General features: G+C 56.6%; 14 protein-coding genes. 2 read left to right on the top strand and 12 right to left on the bottom strand.

All coding sequences use genetic code 11. The features are described 5' to 3' along the window. The 5 genes from pdeR to RTM06_RS09765 all read right to left on the bottom strand — a co-directional run. Positions 1–1411, bottom strand: a 1411-nt coding sequence (gene pdeR, locus RTM06_RS09785; protein ID WP_312181772.1) for a cyclic di-GMP phosphodiesterase, incomplete at its 3' end; no start/stop codon positions are given. 156 nt (positions 1412–1567) lie between these two features. After that, positions 1568–1864 carry a CstA-like transporter-associated (seleno)protein gene (locus RTM06_RS09780; protein ID WP_312181771.1) on the bottom strand — a complete coding sequence of 99 codons (297 nt, stop codon included), beginning with the start codon at positions 1862–1864 and terminating at the stop codon, positions 1568–1570. Then, the gene (locus RTM06_RS09775) at positions 1857–3923 is read right to left on the bottom strand and encodes a carbon starvation CstA family protein (protein ID WP_256696547.1); all 2067 of its coding nucleotides are present in this window, start codon (positions 3921–3923) and stop codon (positions 1857–1859) included. Before RTM06_RS09775 ends, RTM06_RS09780 begins: the two co-directional genes overlap by 8 nt. 184 nt (positions 3924–4107) lie before the next feature. Then, complete coding sequence (locus RTM06_RS09770; RefSeq protein ID WP_256696546.1) at positions 4108–6042, bottom strand: exoribonuclease II; 1935 nt, start codon at positions 6040–6042, stop codon at positions 4108–4110. 124 nt (positions 6043–6166) lie between these two features. Further along, positions 6167–8473 carry an FdhF/YdeP family oxidoreductase gene (locus RTM06_RS09765; protein ID WP_312181768.1) on the bottom strand — a complete coding sequence of 769 codons (2307 nt, stop codon included), beginning with the start codon at positions 8471–8473 and terminating at the stop codon, positions 6167–6169. Between the two features lie 243 nt (positions 8474–8716). Here RTM06_RS09765 and RTM06_RS09760 point away from each other — a divergent pair, with 243 nt between their 5' ends. Together RTM06_RS09760 and RTM06_RS09755 are read left to right on the top strand one after the other, a co-directional pair. Beyond that, positions 8717–10306, top strand: a complete 1590-nt coding sequence (locus RTM06_RS09760; RefSeq protein WP_256696544.1) for a PTS transporter subunit EIIC — start codon at positions 8717–8719, stop codon at positions 10304–10306. 80 nt (positions 10307–10386) lie between these two features. After that, the gene (locus tag RTM06_RS09755) at positions 10387–11283 is read left to right on the top strand and encodes a LysR family transcriptional regulator (protein ID WP_312181765.1); all 897 of its coding nucleotides are present in this window, start codon (positions 10387–10389) and stop codon (positions 11281–11283) included. On the opposite strand, the gene RTM06_RS09750 is transcribed toward RTM06_RS09755, so the two are convergent. The 7 genes from RTM06_RS09750 to sapA all read right to left on the bottom strand — a co-directional run bounded on the left by RTM06_RS09750 (position 11280) and on the right by sapA (position 18784). Beyond that, complete coding sequence (locus RTM06_RS09750; protein ID WP_312181763.1) at positions 11280–12401, bottom strand: oxidoreductase; 1122 nt, start codon at positions 12399–12401, stop codon at positions 11280–11282. The genes RTM06_RS09755 and RTM06_RS09750 overlap by 4 nt on opposite strands. A gap of 197 nt (positions 12402–12598) precedes the next feature. Further along, positions 12599–13387, bottom strand: coding sequence for an enoyl-ACP reductase FabI (gene fabI / locus RTM06_RS09745; RefSeq protein ID WP_007892455.1), 789 nt, complete (start codon positions 13385–13387; stop codon positions 12599–12601). Between the two features lie 128 nt (positions 13388–13515). Next, positions 13516–14319, bottom strand: a complete 804-nt coding sequence (sapF, locus tag RTM06_RS09740) for a putrescine export ABC transporter ATP-binding protein SapF (protein WP_008106485.1) — start codon at positions 14317–14319, stop codon at positions 13516–13518. A gap of 2 nt (positions 14320–14321) precedes the next feature. Beyond that, entirely contained in the window at positions 14322–15317 is a 996-nt protein-coding gene (sapD, locus tag RTM06_RS09735; protein WP_258143398.1) for a putrescine export ABC transporter ATP-binding protein SapD, read from the bottom strand. Then, on the bottom strand, positions 15317–16207 hold the full coding sequence (gene sapC / locus RTM06_RS09730; protein WP_265298089.1) for a putrescine export ABC transporter permease SapC: 891 nt from the start codon (positions 16205–16207) through the stop codon (positions 15317–15319). Before sapC ends, sapD begins: the two co-directional genes overlap by 1 nt. After that, positions 16194–17159 carry a putrescine export ABC transporter permease SapB gene (gene sapB, locus RTM06_RS09725; protein ID WP_312181752.1) on the bottom strand — a complete coding sequence of 322 codons (966 nt, stop codon included), beginning with the start codon at positions 17157–17159 and terminating at the stop codon, positions 16194–16196. Before sapB ends, sapC begins: the two co-directional genes overlap by 14 nt. A gap of 2 nt (positions 17160–17161) precedes the next feature. After that, positions 17162–18784: an ABC transporter substrate-binding protein SapA gene (gene sapA / locus RTM06_RS09720; protein ID WP_265298091.1), complete on the bottom strand. Its 1623-nt coding sequence runs from the start codon at positions 18782–18784 to the stop codon at positions 17162–17164. Between the last annotated feature and the right edge of the window lie 493 nt (positions 18785–19277).

Here is a 19277-nt window from a genome sequence, read left to right as displayed (position 1 = left end):
AAGGCACAATCAACCCGGACTCTTCGGCATACGAAATAAAGTCGCCCGGCGGCACCAAACCGCGCTCTGGGGAATTCCAGCGCACCAGCGCCTCGGCGCTCAGCACCTCGCCTTCGGCATTGAGTTTCGGCTGGTAATGCACCACCAGATGATCCAGTTCGAGCGCTTTACGCAGGTTGGTATCGAGCCACAGATACTCAAACACGCGCTGATTCATCTCGTTAGCGAACACGCAGAACTTGCCGCGGCCGTTCTCTTTGGCGTGATACATCGCGGTATCGGCGTTACGAATCAGGCTTTCACGATCTTCGCCATGCAGCGGGGCGAGGGCGATACCAATCGAGCAGCCGCTGTAGACTTCAATCAAGCCAATGCGGAACGGCTGGCGCAGCCGCTCAAGAATGCGCGATGCCATCGCTTCCAGCGCTGCCTGGCTGGTGTGTTCCGCCAGCACCACAAACTCATCGCCGCCGAGGCGCGCCAGCGTCTGATCTTTGCCAAGGCAGCTGAGGATGGCCAACGACACCGCTTGCAGCAGCTGATCGCCAAACATATGGCCGTAAGCGTCGTTCACCTTCTTAAAATTGTCTAAATCGAGGTAAACCACACCGGTTTGACTGCCATTCGCCAGCTCGAGTGCCAAACTAATCTGTTGATGAATCGCGTTGCGATTGGGCAAGCCGGTCACGGTATCGGTGTTGGCCAGCACGCGCAGGCGTTCCTGAGCGCGGCGCTCTTCAGTGATGTCGGTTCCGGAACAGATGAGGAAAATTTCATTTTTTCCGCTACCGCTGTGAACGAACTTATTACGAAACAGAAACAGTCGCTGACCTTTGCGGGTTTTAATCCAGCGTTCAACTTCGTAAGAACTGCCTTCACGGAAGAATCCGGCGATATTACGGCGTGATGCCTGGGCTTCCTGCTTAGTCATAAACAGTTGGAAAACGTTGCGGCCAATCACTTCCTGCTCTTTCAGGCCTGTGTACTCTTCACTCAAACGATTGAAACGTTGAATATTGCCGCGTTGATCGAGGATCACGATCACTGAGTTCGCCTCAGAAACCACTTGCTCGGCGAACGATAATCCCAGCGTCAAATCACGCGCGACAGCCGAGGTATCACCCCAGGCTGAAGAGGTGCCGGCCCAGGTCGATTGATTGACTTTACGACCGACAAAATGCATCGGAACGGGTTCGCCATGCAGCGACAGCGTGAGGTTAATACTTGAGGTAATGACCGTCATCGCACGTAATAAACTGGCTTGTGCGGGAGTCAGCGGAACCGCCATATTGGTGTTCGCGTTCTCATCTTCGGCAAAATGCAGAGCATCACTATCTGAAGTTAAACGCCAATGAGGGCTGGTGGTGCCAAACAAGGTATATAGCAATGTTTGCCCTTGTTCATCGGTCATGGAAACTTCCTCCGGGGGAATGCTCAGCGGGCGGTATCTCATTATTTTAGCAACAGTATTCAACCTCCTGCGCCAGCACAAGATGCAATCCAAATATATTTTTGTTTTTATTAAAGAATGGCACGAAAAAGCCCCGACAAGCGGGGCTGAACCTGGTTAGCAAGGGCACTTACCCAGTTTTCCGGCCTGGCTGGGAAAGCGGGCATCGAGGCAGTGACGGTGAAAAGCGCGTTCATCCATGGGGGCGATAGTTGGATGATGTTCGCGCATATGCTTCAGATAAGTTTGATAGTCATGAACGCCGACCATTAAACGAAAACTTTGTTGCAATCCCTGCCAGATGCGCTGCCAGCGCGTAAGATTTTGCCTAGCCATAGCGGGTGCGATTGGTAAGCACTGCTGAATCTGCCACGCTCCGGTGGGTTTTCTCCAGTGATAAATGGACTCAGACATTTCGCACCTCTTTACGCAGTGAGATCTCGGATTCATGGGTAGTCGGTACGGTGCTGTTGAGCGCCCGACGAATCACGAAGAAGGCTGAAACCAGCATGGTCACCGCCACCAGCATGAAGAAGGCACACAGGGCCGCGTTAATTTGATTGCTGAAGACGATGGTTTGCATATCAGCAACAGTTTTCGCCGGGGCGATGACGATGCCGTCATCAATGCCTTTACGGAACTTGTTGGCCTGCGCGAGGAAACCAATCGATGGCTTCTCGTGGAAAATCTTCTGCCAGCCCGCGGTCATCGAGGTAATAAACAGCCAGGCGGTCGGCACAATCGTCACCCACGCATAACGCTGCTTCTTCATTTTGAACAGCACCACAGTGCCGAGAATCAGCGCCATCGACGCCAGCATCTGGTTGCCGATACCAAACAGCGGCCACAGCGTATTGATGCCGCCGAGCGGATCGACTACGCCCTGATAAACGAAGAAGCCCCAACCCGCCACCGCAACAGTGGTTCCCGCCATGTTGCCCAACCATGAACGGTTATTCGCCATCGATGGCACCACGGTGCCCACCAAATCCTGCACCATAAAGCGGCAGGCGCGGGTACCGGCATCCACAGCGGTGAGGATAAACAGCGCTTCAAACAGGATGGCGAAGTGATACCAGAATGCCATCATGGCGCGGCTGTTAAACACGTCGGTAATGATGTGTGCCATGCCAACCGCAAAGGTCGGTGCGCCACCGGCGCGGGAAAGAATGGTGCTTTCACCGACGTCGCGCGCAATGCCGCTCAGCATCTCTGGCGTCACCACGAAACCCCAGCCGTTAATCACCTGCGACGCACTTTCCACCGTGGTGCCAATCAGCGCGGCGGGTGAGTTCATGGCAAAGTAGACGCCCGGATCAAGCACCGAGGCGCAAATCAGCGCCATGATCGCCACAAAGGATTCCATCAGCATCGCGCCATAGCCGATAAAGCGGATATGACTTTCGCGCTCCACCAGTTTCGGCGTGGTGCCGCTCGACACCAGCGCATGGAAACCTGAAATGGCACCACAAGCAATAGTGATAAACAGGAACGGGAACAGCGCGCCGGAGAAGACCGGTCCGGTGCCATCAATAAATTTGGTCACCGCAGGCATCTTCATCTCGGGCATGGCAAACACGATGCCGATGGCTAAACCGATGATCACGCCGATTTTCAGGAAGGTGGAGAGATAATCGCGCGGTGCCAGCAGCAGCCATACCGGCAGCGAAGAGGCGACAAAACCGTAGATCACCAGCACCCACGTCAGCTCCGTGCCTTTCAGCGTGAACAGCGGCCCCCAATAGGGATCGGCCGCCACATTGCCGCCGTAGATAATCGCCGCCATCATCAGCACGAAGCCAATGATCGACACCTCCGCGATTTTGCCCGGACGCAGGAACCGCATATACACGCCCATAAACAGCGCAATCGGAATGGTCGCGGCAATGGTGAACAAGCCCCACGGACTGTTGGCCAGCGCTTTCACCACCACCAAGGCCAGCGCGGAGAGGATGATGATCATCACGCCCAGCGCGCCGAGCATGGTGACAACGCCAGCGAATGAACCGAGTTCCTGACGCGCCATCTCACCGAGCGAGCGGCCGTCACGGCGCGTAGAGATAAACAGAATCAGGAAATCCTGCACCGCACCGGCAAACATCACGCCCACCAGAATCCAGATGGTGCCAGGCAGGAAGCCCATTTGCGCCGCGAGGATTGGGCCGACCAGCGGGCCCGCACCGGCAATCGCCGCAAAATGGTGACCGAACAGCACCCATTTATTGGTGGGCACATAATCAAGGCCGTCACTTAAGCGCTCCGCCGGCGTGCGACGGCGATCGTCCAGTTCGAAGATGCGCTTAGCGATAAACAGGCTGTAGAAGCGATAGGCAATGCTGTAGCAGGCGACGGAGGCAATCACCAGCCAGACCGCATTGACGTGTTCGCCACGGCTGAGGGCCAGCATGGCAAATGCGCCCGCGCCAATTAACGCCACCGCTAACCAGATGAGACTGGTTTTGACGTTGTTCATGAGTTAACTCCTTGTAGGGACCGGGAAAAGAGGCGATCGAATACAACAAGTTAAAAGTAATGTAATGAATTGTTAACGACAGGCAGAGGCGTTAGAAATGTGAAGCGGAATGCAAATTTAGCATTTGCTAAAGCGGGCGGAGAGAAATGCGGGATAACGGCTGTTATCCCGCCAGTTTTCATGCTCAGGCGGCCGGACGAGCCACCACGCTGCGGGTTTCCATACGTACTTCGGCGATGGTCACGTCGATGATGTCCGTTACACGGTAAGCAACTTCACCTTTCACCTGCACGGTGCCGCTTTCCTGCGAGCATACCAGCTCATCACGCACCGCGTGGATGAACGGTGCAGGAATAAAGGCCACCGCGCCATTCTCCAGCAGGCGCACGCGCATGCCGCCGCGAGAAACGTCGATGATCTCGGCACTGAACTTGCGATCGGTGCCAGCAAACGGCGCAAGGAAGCGTGCGTACAGCCAGTCACCGACATCGCGCTCGGCCATGCGGTTGAGGCGACGACGTTCGCTCATGATGGTTGTCAGCTCATCCTGCGGACGAGCGGTGCTTTCGCCGCGCACAATCGCTTTCAGCAAGCGATGGTTGATCATGTCGCCAAACTTACGAATCGGCGAAGTCCAGGTCGCGTAGGCGTCGAGGCCCAGACCAAAGTGCGGGCCCGGCTCGGTGCCGACTTCAGCAAACGACTGGAAACGGCGAATGCGGCTGTCGAGATACTGAGTTGGCTGCGCATCAAGTTCACGACGCAGCTGGCGGAAGCCTTCCAGCGTTGTAATCGCCTGCGGATCCACGGTGATGCCATGACCCGCCAGCACGCCAGCGGCCTGCTCAGCGTTGGCCAGATCGAAACCGGTGTGCAGGTTGTAGATACCGAAGCCCAGCTTCTCCTGCAGCACTTTCGCGGCACAGACGTTTGCCAAAATCATCGACTCTTCAACAATACGGTTAGCGATGCGGCGTGGCTCGGAGATGATATCCAGCACTTCGCCTTTCTCGCCCAACACAAAGCGGTAGTCCGGACGATCTTTAAACACCAGCGCGTGAGTTTGACGCCATTCGCTGCGCGCCAGGCAAACCTGATGCAGCAGGCGAATCTGCTGGGCGATGGCGTCGTTCTCTGGCTGCCAGCTGCCGCTGTTTTCCAGCCAATCAGAAACCTGGTCATAAACCAGTTTGGCTTTTGACTCGATCCACGCGGCAAAGAAATGCACGTCATCGGCCAGGCTGCCATCTTTCAATACGGTGACGCGGCACGCCAGCGCTGGGCGACGTTCGTTCGGACGCAGAGAACAGACGTCGTCAGAGAGTTCGCGCGGCAACATCGGGATGTTAAAGCCCGGCAGATAGTTGGTGAACGCGCGTTTCGATGCCAGTTTATCCAGCTCGCTGCCTTCCGCCACGTAAGCGGTTGGATCGGCGATGGCGATGGTAAGGATCAGATTGCCGTCGGCGGCTTCTTCCACGTGTAGCGCATCATCCATATCCTGGGTGCTGGCGCTGTCGATGGTGACGAAGTTCAGCGCGGTCAAGTCTTCACGCTGCAGATTTTCATCAAGCATCTCACCAAAACCGACGTCCGGAGCCTGACGTTCGAGGTTGTGGCGCGACAAGGTTACCCACCACGGCGCGAGGTGATCGTCCGCAGTGACAATGAATTCGGTCAATTCGGCATAAAAACCGCGATCGCCTTTCAGCGGGTGACGACGCATCTCTGCCACCGCCCAATCGCCGGTCTGGAAATCGTGGGTCACGCCACGTTCGGCGCGGCACTGAATCGCATCTTTCAGCAGCGGATGATCCGGCACAATTGACAGGCGATCGTCTTTCTTCTGCACGCGGCCGACAAAGCGGGTCAGGAACGGCTCAACCAGGGTTTCCGGCTCGGCACTCTCGCGGTCTTTATCGGTGTGGATCACGGCAGAAATACGGTCGCCGTGCATCACTTTCTTCATCTGCGGTGGCGGAATGAAGTAGCTTTTCTGGGCATCAACTTCGAGGAAGCCAAAGCCTTTTTCCGTACCTTTAACAACACCTTCGACGCGCGGAGTCTGCGCGTGAAGCTTCTCTTTAAGCTGCGCGAGCAGCGGATTATCCTGGAACATAATTTATATAGTTTCGTGGCCTAAGAGCGGCTGACAGTTTTACGCGAATCGGGTCCGCGCGGCAAGGCCAAAACAGGCTAAAAAGCCGCTTTACGCGGCTTTTTACCTTCTGATAACGCTTTGGTCAGGCGATGCGTTGTGAGGCTACGGCGGCGGTTAATGCCAGCTTCACCGGCACCGATTTTGAGGTCGGCGTGCCGCTGCCGTCGCCAAAGCTGGAGAGCGGCACCAGCGGGTTAGTTTCCGGATAATAAGCCGCGAGGTTACCGCGCGGAATGTTATACGGCACCAGTTTGAAACCGCTGACGCGACGGGTTAAACCGTCATTCCACAGCGTTTCAATATCCACCAGCTGGCCTTCAGCGAAGCCCAGCGACGCCATATCATCCGGATGGATAAACACCACTTCACGCTGACCGTACACGCCGCGATAACGGTCATCGAGGCCGTAAATCGTGGTGTTGTACTGATCGTGTGAACGCAGGGTTTGCAGCGTAAACGGCACCGCGACATCACCTAACTGCGGGAACAGCGAAGTTGGCAGGGCGGCGGCGCTGAACTCGGCACGTTTACTTGGGGTATTGAAGCGCAGCTCGGCGGCAGCGCTACCGAGGTAAAAGCCGCCCGGAATGTCGCATTTGTTATTGAAATCAGCAAAGCCAGGAATGGTGGCGGCGATGTGATCGCGAATCAGATCGTAATTGCCTGCCATCGCCAGCCAGTCGATTTTATCGCTGCCTAACGTCGCATGGGCGATGCCGGCGACAATCGCGGTTTCAGAACGCTGCGTTTCCGCTAAGGGAATGCCAACACCTTCTGAGGCGTGCACCATGCTGAACGAGTCTTCCACGGTGATGTACTGATTGCCGCTGGCCTGGCGATCGCGTTCGGTACGGCCCAACGTCGGCAGAATCAGTCCTTCGTGGCCCGGCACCAAATGGCTGCGATTGAGTTTAGTGCTGATGTACACGGTCAAACCGCAATGCTGCAGCGCTTCTTCGGTGACCGGTGAATCCGGTGCGGCCGCCGCTAGGTTGCCGCCCAGCGCAATCAGCACTTTCACTTCGTCACGCAGCATCGCGTTCAGCGCTTCCACGGTGTTGTGACCGTGCTCGCGCGGCGGCTCAAAATCAAAGTGCGCGCCGAGGGCATCGAGGAACGGTTTGCCCGGTTTCTCATCGATGCCCATGGTGCGGTTGCCCTGCACATTACTGTGGCCGCGTACCGGACACAGGCCTGCGCCTTTCTTGCCCAACTGACCAAACAGCAGCTGCAGGTTGGTGATCTCGCGGACGGTATCCACCGAATGTTTATGCTGCGTGATGCCCATCGCCCAGGTAACAATCACGCGTTCAGCACTTTGATAAATCGCCGCCGCTTCACGGATCTGCACTTCGCTCAAACCGGATTGGCGCACGATATCGTCCCAGCGGGTGTTATCCACTGCAGCAAGATAGTCTTCTACACCATGCGTATTCGCATCAATAAACGCCTGATCGAAAATGCCTTTCTCACCGGCCGCCAAACGTGCACGCTGTAGCTCGAGCAGGGCTTTTACCATGCCGCGCACCGCCGCCATATCGCCGCCCAGATTAGGCTGGTAATAGGCAGAACTAATGGTGCCCGCCATCGATGTGACCACTTCTAACGGCTTTTGCGGATCGGCAAAGCGCTCAAGGCCGCGTTCGCGTAATGTGTTAAAGGTGACGATCTTCGCACCGTGATCGGCGGCGTGACGCAGGCTGTGCAGCATGCGCGGATGGTTGGTGCCCGGATTCTGACCCAGCACGAAAATCGCGTCGGCATGATCAAAATCGTCCAGACGAATGGTGCCTTTACCGACGCCGATGCTGCGCTTCAAGCCGGTACCGCTGGCTTCATGGCACATGTTGGAGCAGTCAGGGAAGTTGTTGGTGCCCATCACGCGGCCAAACAGCTGATAAAGCCAGGAGGCTTCGTTGCTGGCGCGCCCGGAGGTGTAAAGCTCCATTTGATTTGGATGATCCATCGCCTGCAGGTGGCGAGCAATCAAGGCGAGCGCATCGTCCCAGCTGATTGGTTCGTAGTGGTCGGTGGCGCTGTTGTAGCGCATTGGATGGGTTAAGCGTCCCTGATACTCAAGGAAGTAATCGCTCTGCTGATAAAGGGTGCTGACGCTGTGCTGGGCAAAAAATTCCGGCTCAACCACACGACGCGTGGCTTCCCACGTCACCGCTTTCGCCCCGTTTTCACAGAAGCTAAAGGTGCTTTTGTTGTCATCGCCCCATGCGCAACCAGGGCAGTCGAAACCGCGCGCTTTGTTCATGCGCATCAGGTTACGCATGTTTTTCAGGGCAGCTTTACTATCAAGGACGAAACGGGTGGTGGCTTCCAGGGAACCCCAGCCGCCCGCAGCAGCGCGATAGGGTTGAATCTTACGTTTAAATTTCATAGTTGCAGGCTTATTTGTTTATGAGTTGTTATCAGAATATGTCTTCTGTTAGCGGGAAGTGTGCGACTCTCCTTAAAAGTTGTCTAATTGATTGGTTTAATGGTGCGATAGGCGGCGTTTATCGCGAATCGAGCGCAAATCGTGACCTAAGTCAAACTTTCCAGGCTGATAAAGGGCGGCGGTTACGTGCTGCTGGGATAACTGACTAATAATTGCTCTTTCCTTTCTGAAAAGGGCACGCGCATGAAGAATCTGGCAAGCCAAATTCACGCCTTCGGTAAAGCCTTAATGATGCCCATCTCGGTGATTGCTGCCGCAGGGATCTTTCTTGGCCTGGCCGCCGCAATGCAAAACCCGGCGATTACCGGCGATGCCTTCGCCAACCTACAAGTGCCACAACTGATCATCGGATTTATTCGCAAAGTGGCGGGCGCGCTGTTCGCCAATCTGCCGCTGTTCTTTGCGGTGGCCAGCGCCATCGGGCTGGCGAAAGCGGAGAAACCCACCGCCGCCTTTGCCGCTGTGATTGGCTATATCGCCATGAACGTCGGTATCAGCTCCACGCTGGCCTCGAAAGGATTGACGGCCGCGACCACCACGCCAGAAGCGCTACAGAAAGCGGGCATGGACCAAACTGCAGCAATGATGACGTCCGCCGAATACATCGACATGCTCGGCATCTTTACCTACAACATGAGCGTGCTGGGCGGCGTGATTGCCGGATTGATTACCGTGGTGCTGCATAACCGCTTCTACACCCAGCAACTGCCCACAGCGATCAGTTTCTTTGGCGGACGTCGCTTTGTGCCGATCGTTACCGTGGTGGTGCTGCCGCTGGTGGGCGTGCTGCTGGCGTTGATTTGGCCGACCATCGGCGCAGGCATCGCGTGGGTTGGCCTGATGATTGGTAAAAGCGGGCAATACGGCGCCTTTCTGCTCGGCACCAGCGAACGCTTATTGATTCCCACCGGTTTACATCACATTCTCAACGAAACCGTGCGCTTCACGCCGATTGGCGGCATGGCAACGGTGGATGGGCAAAGTATTGTCGGCGCGCTCAACATCTTCAACACCTCACTGACGCATCCCGGCGCCATCCCGAACGATACGGTGCGCGGCGCCACCCAGTTCCTCGCGCAGGGCAAAATTCCGGTCATGATGTTTGGCTTACCTGCCGCCGCGCTGGCGATCTATCACACCGCGCGTCCCGAACATAAGCAGCGCGTCAAAGCGCTGGTGCTGGCTGGTGCGCTGACCTCCTTTACCACCGGCATCACCGAACCGCTGGAGTTCTGTTTCATCTTCGTTTCTCCGGTGCTGTATATCCTGCATGCGCTGTTAACCGGCCTGTCATTTATGTTGATGTCGATGCTGCATTTGATGATTGGCAACGTGCAGGGCGGCGCAATCGATCTGGTGGTGTTCGGCATTCTCGGCGGCAGTAAAACGCACTGGTGGTGGACGATTGTCCTCGGGGTGATTTATGTGCCGGTTTACTACTACGGTTTCCGCTTTGTCATTACGCGAATGCGGGTAGAAACGCCGGGTCGCGAATCCGATGAGGAGCACAAACCGGAACAAGTTGCGGCGGATGAGCGCACCAAAGTGATCATCAGCGGGCTGGGTGGCGAAGCCAATATAGAGGACGTCGATTGCTGCTTCACGCGGCTGCGCGTGCGGGTTAAACAGATGAATGAAGTGGTTGATCAAACGTTACTAACCACCGGCGCGAACGGCATTAATCGCGTCAGCGAACACGATGTGCAGGTGATTTACGGCCCGCAGGTCGAAAAGATCGCTAACGACGTAAAAAGTGCCTTGGGCGTGGCGTAACGCAATGGCCGCTGCGCGTGGATTCAGCGCAGCGGCAACCGCCATGATACACTGCCGTTTTCCAGCCAATTCTGCTTTCCATGGACATCAAACAATTAATCTACCTGACTAATCTTGAGCGCGAACGCCATTTTGGCCGTGCGGCAGAAGTCAGCTTTGTCAGCCAGCCGACGCTATCGATGCGTCTGAAAAACCTTGAGCGCGAATTAGGGCTGTCGCTGATCAACCGCAGTAACAATTTCGATGGTTTTACGCCAGAAGGCGAGCGCGTGCTGACCTGGGCGCGGGAAATTGTCTCGGTATATCAGGGATTGAAGCTGGAAGTGGAGTCGCTCAAACATGGCGTCAACGGCACCTTGCGGCTTGGCGTCATGCCGCAGTGCAGCGTGGCGCTGCCAGCGTTATTGAAAGCGGTGGAAGCGCGTTATCCGCAGCTCGACTATCGCGTTGCTGCAATGAGCGCCGATCAGCTACTGGAAGCGCTCAACAGTCACACCGTCGATGGCGGCATCGGCTTCTTTGAACTGACGTCGCTGCGCGAGCTGCATTTCCAGACTGCGCTATTAAAAGATCCGGGCGTCGAAGCGCTGTTCAATCCGGCGCATTTTCCGGCGCTGCTGGAGCAAAAGAGCATCTCACTCACCACGCTTGCCAGCCAGCCACTGTGTCTGGCGGAACCGACGCGCTATTTTCGTCGTTATCTTGATGGGCAACTGCGTGAAACCGGCTTGATACCGCGCGTCATCGTTGAGAGCGCGTCGATCATGCAACTGCTGCAGAGTGCGCAGGTTGGACTCGGCGTGATGGTGTCGCCGTGCGGACATCTGTTGCCGGAGCTGATGCAGAATCTGGCGCGGCGGCCGATTGAAATTGCGCCGATGGGCAGGCAGGCGGCGTTAGTGATTGCCGAGCCGGGCAGAGCATCGCCGCTGGCTCAGCATTTCTTTGATGAAGCGCGGCGGCATCTGCCCGATTAACGGGTTTCGCCAAGCGCCATTAGCACGCGGTCCTGCCAGTTGGCAAAGGCTACCGCTTGTAACAAGGTGAAGATACGTTCCGTGCCCCAGCCCGCGTTAAGCAACGGCTGCAAATGCGCAGCGCTGAAGCGGTCGGGCAGGCGAGTGAGCTGGGCGCTGAGTGAAATCACCGGCGATGCCGCGCCAGCGCTTTCGACATCCTGCTCCAGCGCGGCACGCCACTCATCAGAAACACGATCAAACTGACGTCGACAACCCAGCACCCGCGCGCTGACCGCCTGCGCCAGCGCTTCATCCTCGGCAAAATGTTCACTCAGCCGCTGTTTTAGCGTGGCGAAGCCATACAGCGCTTGCGCATCGTGTACCAGCAGCCAAATGGCATCATCCAACCCGTCAATGCCCTGGCAGAAAGTCACCGCCGCCAGCTGATCGGCGCTGGCGTAGCGCAGTTCAACCGGTTTCAGCGCGTGCTGCCAGCCGTCATTGCGGGTAAACAGATCTGCGCTGGCATCCGGCGGCGGTGAAACGCCCGGAATCCAGCGCACCGGCAAGCCCATCATCGCCTGCAGCGATGCCACCACGCGTGACTGATAGCTGACATATCCCACCAGTTGATTCAGCGTGACGATATCGGGCTCGGTTAAGCCCACCGCGTCCAGGGCGCTGATGCTGTGGGCGGTGATCAGTTCCGGCTGCATCGCCAGCTGACGCGCATATTGGGTGATTTGCGTCAGGCGATTATTACTTTCACGTGATGAGTCCGGACCCGGCAACGGATTGAGCCGGGCTGAGTAGTGATTGCACAGGCGCTGCACGCCGGCGACCTGCGCCACCGTTAGCGCGGTGCTGAGACGATCGTACAGCGTTAAGGTGTGGGTCAAACTGGTGGCAAGCGTATCGGGAAACATAATCTGGCTGAGATCGCGCGCGGCCAATAACGCAGGCTGAAAACGCGACAACAGCGGCTGTAACGCGGTCGCTTCCTGTTGCAAACCGAGTAAGAAACGATCGTCGATATAGGCGGCTTCGGGCACCAGCGGCGCAGTGGCGGTGCTATTCGGGCGAGTCTGGCTTTCATAAAACCAGTGGTCATGGCCGGGAGAACGGCGTTGTTCCATGGTCATTCCTTGCGCTAAAAACGGACTTGCTGCACAGCGTGCGAATCTGAAAAGCAGGCATGCAACAAAGGGCTAGCTTATCGTCGCTGAACGGCTGTCCACGGCAAAAGAATGATGGGGAATAATTAATAGCTTACGAGTATAAGGGGGGATTTTTTGAAAGAGAGGTCGCCATGAATGGCGACCCTGGGGAAATCTTATTTCAGTTCCAGCTCGTTCATTGCGGCAATGCTGAAGCCGCCATCAACGTGTACCACTTCACCGGTGATACCACCCGCCAGATCGGAGCACAGGAATGCCGCTGAGTTACCCACGTCTTCGATGGTAACGGTACGACGAATCGGGGTAACCGCTTCGCAGTGTGCCAGCATCTTGCGGAAATCTTTGATGCCTGATGCAGCCAGCGTACGGATTGGACCGGCAGAAACGGCGTTAACACGCGTGCCTTCTGGACCCATCGCGTTCGCCATGTAGCGCACGTTAGCTTCCAGTGACGCTTTCGCCAGCCCCATCACGTTGTAGTTCGGGATAGCGCGCTCTGCACCCAGGTAAGACAAGGTCAGCAGGGCAGAATTCGGGTTCAGCATCGCACGGCACTCTTTCGCCATCGCCACAAAGCTGTACGCGCTGATGTCGTGAGCGATTTTGAAGCCTTCACGGGTAACGGCATTCACGTAGTCGCCATCCAGCTGATCGCCAGGTGCGAAACCGATGGAGTGAACGAAACCGTCAAATTTCGGCCAGGTTTTTGCCAGTTCGGTGAACAGCGCAGTGATGCTCTCGTCTTCAGCCACATCGCATGGCAGAACAATGTCTGAACCCAGATCTTTAGCAAACTCTTCCACACGACTTTTCAGTTTGTCGTTCTGGTAGGTGAAAGCCAGTTCTGCGCCCTGTTTGTGCATCGCCTGCGCAATACCGTAGGCGATTGAGAGTTTACTGGCAACGCCAGTAATCAGAATGCGCTTACCGGAAAGAAAACCCATAGCTGTAATCCTTTTGGTCATTGTTGTTGGCGGTCGCGATGGTTGAAAAGTAGGCGACCGACGTTAATCTCGTGCGAAGTCTAGCACGTCTGTATAAATGCGGTAAATCGCACCGCGTTTTCCGCGCCTTAACGCTCGCGGCGCCAGGCTTCGGCGGTTAAGGCTTCACCAAAGTGGCTGGTGATCAGGCGTTTGGTGAGATCGTGCAGCGGCGAGGCCAGGACATCGGCGGTACCGCCGCGCTCCACCACTTCACCCTGATGCATCACCAGCACCTGATCGCTGATGTGCTTCATCATGCCGAGATGCTGCGTCACATAAATATAAGCGATGCCGTGTTTCTCCTGCAGTTCCAGCATCAGGTTCACCAGCTGCGAACGCATGGTCATATCCAGCGAGGCGAGGGCTTCATCGGCGACGATCACCTTTGGCTGCAGAATCAGCGCACGCGCCAGCGCCAGACGCTGCTTTTGGCCGGGCGCCAGCATATGCGGATAGTAACCGGCGTGATCGCGCAGCAAACCGACCTGACGCAGCGTGGCAATAATGCGTTTTTCGCGCGCCTCATCATCCAGCTCGGTATTCAGGCGCAGTGGGAAATCGAGAATCTGGCTGATGCGCTGACGCGGATTGAGCGAGGTGGAAGGATCCTGAAAAATCATGCGAATGCGCTGGCTACGATAACCGTAATCGCCGTACTCCAGCGGGTGATCGTCAATCAGCATTTCGCCTTCGCTCGGCTCGACCATGCCGCTGAGCATTTTCGCCAGCGTCGATTTCCCCGAACCGTTTTCACCAATCACCGCCAGCGTCTGTTTCTCACGCAGGGTAAAACTGACGCCTTTCACCGCCTCAACGTGCTGACGACGGAACAGGCCGGTGCGATAGCGGTAGGTTTTACTCAGGTTGCGCACTTCCAGCAGCGTTTCCATGTTTACTGGCTCTCCATATTCAGCGGGAAGTGGCAGGCAAACAGATGCGCTTTATTGCCGGTCAGGCGCGGCGTTTCGATGCACTTACGCTGCGCATACGGGCAGCGCGGCCCCAAACGACAGCCAATTGGCAAATGTTCCAGCGACGGAATCGCGCCAGACAGCGTGTTCAGGCGGCTTTTGTGCGGCAGCGCGCTACCGAAATCGGGCATCGCGCGGATCAACGCCTGCGTGTAAGGATGATGCGGTGACTCCATCAACTCTTCGCTTTGCGCGCTCTCCACCGTCTGACCGCAATACATCACATTGATGCGGTCGGCCCAGTGGCTCATGGTGCGCAGATCGTGGCTGATCAGCAAAATGGTGGTGTTGTTATTCTGGTTAAGGCGGCTCAGCAGGCGGAAAATCTGCGCCTGCGTGGTCGGCTCCATCGCATTGGTCGGTTCATCGGCAATCAGCAAACGCGGCTGATTGGCCAGCGCGATGGCGATCATCACTTTCTGGCATTCGCCGTCGGTGAGTTCGTACGGGAAACTGCGCATGATGTCTTTATGATCTTTGATACCGACGCGGTGCAGCAGCTCAATGGCGCGCACTTTGCGCCAGAACCACAGGCGTTTAAACCAGCGACCTTTATGCGTCCAGCGCGGAATCGCCTGCATCAATTGGCGGCCGATACTTTCCGACGGATCAAGACAGGATTGCGGCTCCTGGAAAATCATCGACACGTTATGACCAACAATCCGACGGCGTTCACGCGGTGACAAGCGCAGCAGGTCGATATCATCAAACACCATGCGATCGGCGGTGACGCGCCAGTTATCTTTGGTGACGCCGCAAATCGCTTTAGCGATCAGGCTTTTGCCAGAACCTGATTCACCCACTAAACCACGAATTTCACCTTCGGTCAGCGTCAGGTTGATGCGATCGACCGCTTTGACCGGACCGTCAGCGGTCATAAATTCAATGGTCAGGTTACGGATATCCAGTAGCGGCATTATTCAACTCCCGCTTCTACTGCGCGACGAATGCCGTCGCCCAGCAGGTTAACGATCAATACGCTGACCATCAGCGCCACGCCCGGCAGCATTACCGTCCAGGGCGCAACGTAGATCAGCTCCAACGCGTCACCGAGCATCGCCCCCCATTCGGGTGACGGCAGCTGCGCGCCAAGATCGAGAAAACCGAGTGCCGCGATGTCGAGAATCGCCATCGACAGCGAGCGGGTAAATTCGCTCACCAGCAGCGGCAGCACGTTGGGCAGCACCGCATTCCACAAGATATTCAGGTTGCGCGCGCCATCGAGACGCAGCGCCACCACATACTCTTTTTCCATCTCATCATGCACCGCAGTATAGATCTCGCGCACCAGACGTGGGATCAGTGCGAGAAACACCGCCAGCATCGCGTGTTCGAGGCGCGGGCCGAGAAACGCCACCACGATAATCGCCAGCAGCAGCGAGGGAATCGACAGCAAGGTATCCAGCACGTGATTCATCACCGCTGAGCGCACGCCGTGCGTGATACCGGCAAACACGCCCAGCACCAGCGCGCAAATCGCCGCCAGCACTGTCACCAGAATCGCCGAGCCGACGGTTGGCGCTACGCCGCTCAGCATGCGGCTCAGCACATCGCGACCTAAATCGTCGGTGCCAAGGAAGAAAGAGACATCGCCATAGCGCGACCACGACGGTGGCAGCAGCTGATAACCGAGGAATTGCTGATCGATGCCATACGGCGCCAGCAGGCCGCCAAACAGGCACAGGAACAGTAGCAGGCCAAAGCCGTACAAACCGACCATGCCGCTGGTATCACGGTACAAGCGCTGCCAGCTGCGACGCAGCGTGCTAGGCAGCCGCTTCTCGTCGTAGACATTATCTAAGGGCATACCATTCCTTATGTTTCAGCGGGTTAAGTGCCGCGCCCAGAATATCGGATAACACGCTGACCAGAATCACCAGTCCGCCAACCACCATCACGCCAGCGGAAATCGCCGCGTAATCCTGCTGGCGAATGGCATTAATCAGCCAGCGGCCGATTCCCGGCCAGTTGAACACCACTTCGGTAATCATCGCCAACGTCAGCATGGTGGAAAATTGCAGGCCAAGGCGCGGAATCACCGGCGGCAGCGCGTTATGTAACACGTGGCGACGGATCACCGTGAAGCGTGATAGCCCGCGCGTGGCGGCGGCTTTAACGTAGTTCTTGTCCATCACATCGCTGGTGCTGCTGCGCAGTAAGCGGATCATCTCGGTGGCGGGCGCAACCGCCAACACCACCACCGGCAGAATCATGTGCGTCAAGGCACTGATCAGCATTTCATGCCGCCACGACGATGGGCTTAGCCAGGCATCAATCAGCGCAAAGCCGGTAATGTTTTGCACCGGATAGAGCAGGTCGAAACGCCCGGAAACCGGCAACCAGCCGAGCGTTAATGAGAAGAACAGCGTAAACAGCAGCGCCAGCCAGAATACCGGCATTGAGAAGCCGAGCAGCGCCAGCGCGCTGATGGCTTTATCCTGCCATTTTTTGCGCATCACGCCGGCGCAGATTCCCAGCGGGATGCCCACCAGCAGCGCCAGAATAAATGCCATCACGCACAGCTCCAGCGTGGCAGGGAACACTTCGCGCAGCTGAAGATCAATCGGCTGGCCGTTGGTGCTGGAGACGCCAAAATCAAACTGCAGCAAGCCCTTAAACCAGAACCACCACGCATCAAACAGCGACGCGCCTTCAAGCGGGGCGTTTGGCGTGAAGTAGCTCAGGCTGAAGCTCACCAGCGACAGCAAAAACAGGGTGATCAGCAGCAGCACCACGCGACGCAGAATATAGATAATCATGCTTATTCCTCGCTGCTCTCATCGCGGTAAACGCCGGCGAACGAGGCGTTACCAAACGGGCTCAACACCAGACCTTTGATGTCATGCCGATAGGCCTGCAAACGCAGCGATGAGGCCAGCGGCAACACCGGCAGCTCTTGCGCCAAAATTTGCTGCGCTTTGTCGTAGCTATCAATGCGTGCCGACAGCTGCTGGGACAGCAGCGCGTGCTGCAACGCCTCATCAAAGGCGGGCGAGCACCAGTGTGCATAATTGGTCTGCGAACGGATCGCCGCGCAGCTTAACAGCGGACGGAAGAAACTGTCGGGATCGTTACTGTCAGTTGCCCAGCCGGTAAGCGTGAGATCGTGATTCATCTCCATTAACTGCGCTTCCTGGAAGCGGCCTTCCACCGGCGCGATGGTGACGCGCACGCCAATCTGCGCCAAATCCGCCTGCAACAGCTCGGCGGTTTTCAGCGGGCTGGGATTCCACGACTGCGAGGAAGAGGGCACCACTAAACGTAAATGCAGATCTTCCAGCCCCAGCGCTTTCAACTCTTCACGCGCTCTGGCCGGATTGTATTCGGTGACGCGCGCATCGTTGTCATAAGCCCAGGATGCACGCGGCAGAATCGAGGCGGCAGTTTCGGCGGTGCCGTAATAGATCGACTCCATCAGGCGTTCGTTATTGATCGCCAGCGCCAGCGCGTGGCGCACTTCCGGGCGATCGAGCGGCGGCTTGCGTGTGTTAAACGCCAGATAGGCGATGTTCATGCCGGGGCGCAGCGTCATGCGCAGACGCGGATCGTCGCGCAATATGCTCAGCTGGCTGGCGGCGGGATAGGCCAGTACATCGCATTCGCCGGTGAGCAGTTTGGACAAACGTCCGGTGCCGCCGACGCCCAAATCAATCACCACCTGCTGCAAACGCGGCACGCCTTTCCAGTACTGTGGATTGCGCGCCAGGCGCAGATATTGTCCGGTGCGGTATTCGCTCAGCTGGAACGGGCCGGTGCCGACCGGTTCGCGATCCAGCTGTTCCTGCTGGCCTTTGGCGCTGAGATTATTGGCGTACTCCTGCGAAAGAATCGGCGCGTAATGCGTCGCGATGTGCCACAGGAATGAGGCGTCCGGGCTGTTGAGGCGGATTTCAACCGTATCACTATCGAGCTTTTTCACGCTCTGCACGGAATCGGCAAACTGCAGGCTATCAAAATAGGGATAGCTGCCGCCGTTGACGTTGTGCCACGGATGCTTGCGATCAAACATGCGCGCAAAGCTGAACACCACATCGTCGGCGTTCATTTTACGCGTCGGTTTAAACCAGTTGGTGTGCTGGAAGGCGACATCTTTGCGCAGGTGGAAACGGTAGGTTGCGCCGTTATCCCGCACCTCCCAGCTCTGAGCGAGGTCGGGGATTAACCGATAAGTATAAGGATCCACGTCCAGCAGCCGGTCATACAGCTGCGCCGCCAGCGTATCAACGACTAAGCCGCTGCTGACCATTTGTGGGTTGAAGGTATTAACCGTGCCGTTAACGCAATAGACAAAGCCGCTGTTGCGGATGTTGTCCGTTGGCGCGGCCCACGCTGACGCGCTCATCATGCTGAGACCAAGCAGCAGAGAGGGGAATAATTTTGGCATAGAACTCAACGATTCTGAGGCAATAGCGTGAGTGTATCTTAAACGTCACGTACTCCCCAAATTCGCGACGCTTCTGCTGTGTTTTTCGCCAAGATGGCGATGGGATAATCACAATCTCTGTGTGGAAATGAGAAAAATTCTCAATTAGGGGTTTACAGATGATAATAAGAATGATTATTATTCTTCTGCGCTTCGACGGTGGCTCTACCGAAGAAGAGCACGACATTGCTCACATTGCTTCCAGTATTAGTTGCCCGCGTTAATCCGCGGGCCTTTTTTCGTCCTGTTTCGAGCGGCTGCTGCGTTGGCTGCGCTCGTCCACCCTGGTCACATACTTATGTATGCTCCCAGGGATGTCCTCGCTTGCCGCCTTGCATCCACTCGAAACAGTTAGAAAAAAACACCGTGCGGCGTTCTTAAAAAAATCACACGTAGGGGCGCCATTTATGGCGTAATGCTCGTCAGTTAAGACTTAATCATGCCGGAACGCATA

Origin of the sequence: Pantoea sp. CTOTU46764, from assembly GCF_031974595.1 — a bacterium.
GTDB classification, from domain to species: Bacteria; Pseudomonadota; Gammaproteobacteria; order Enterobacterales; family Enterobacteriaceae; genus Pantoea; species Pantoea trifolii.
The sequence above is the reverse complement of the archived record's forward strand: the minus strand, read 5'-3'. Positions and strand labels throughout refer to the sequence as shown.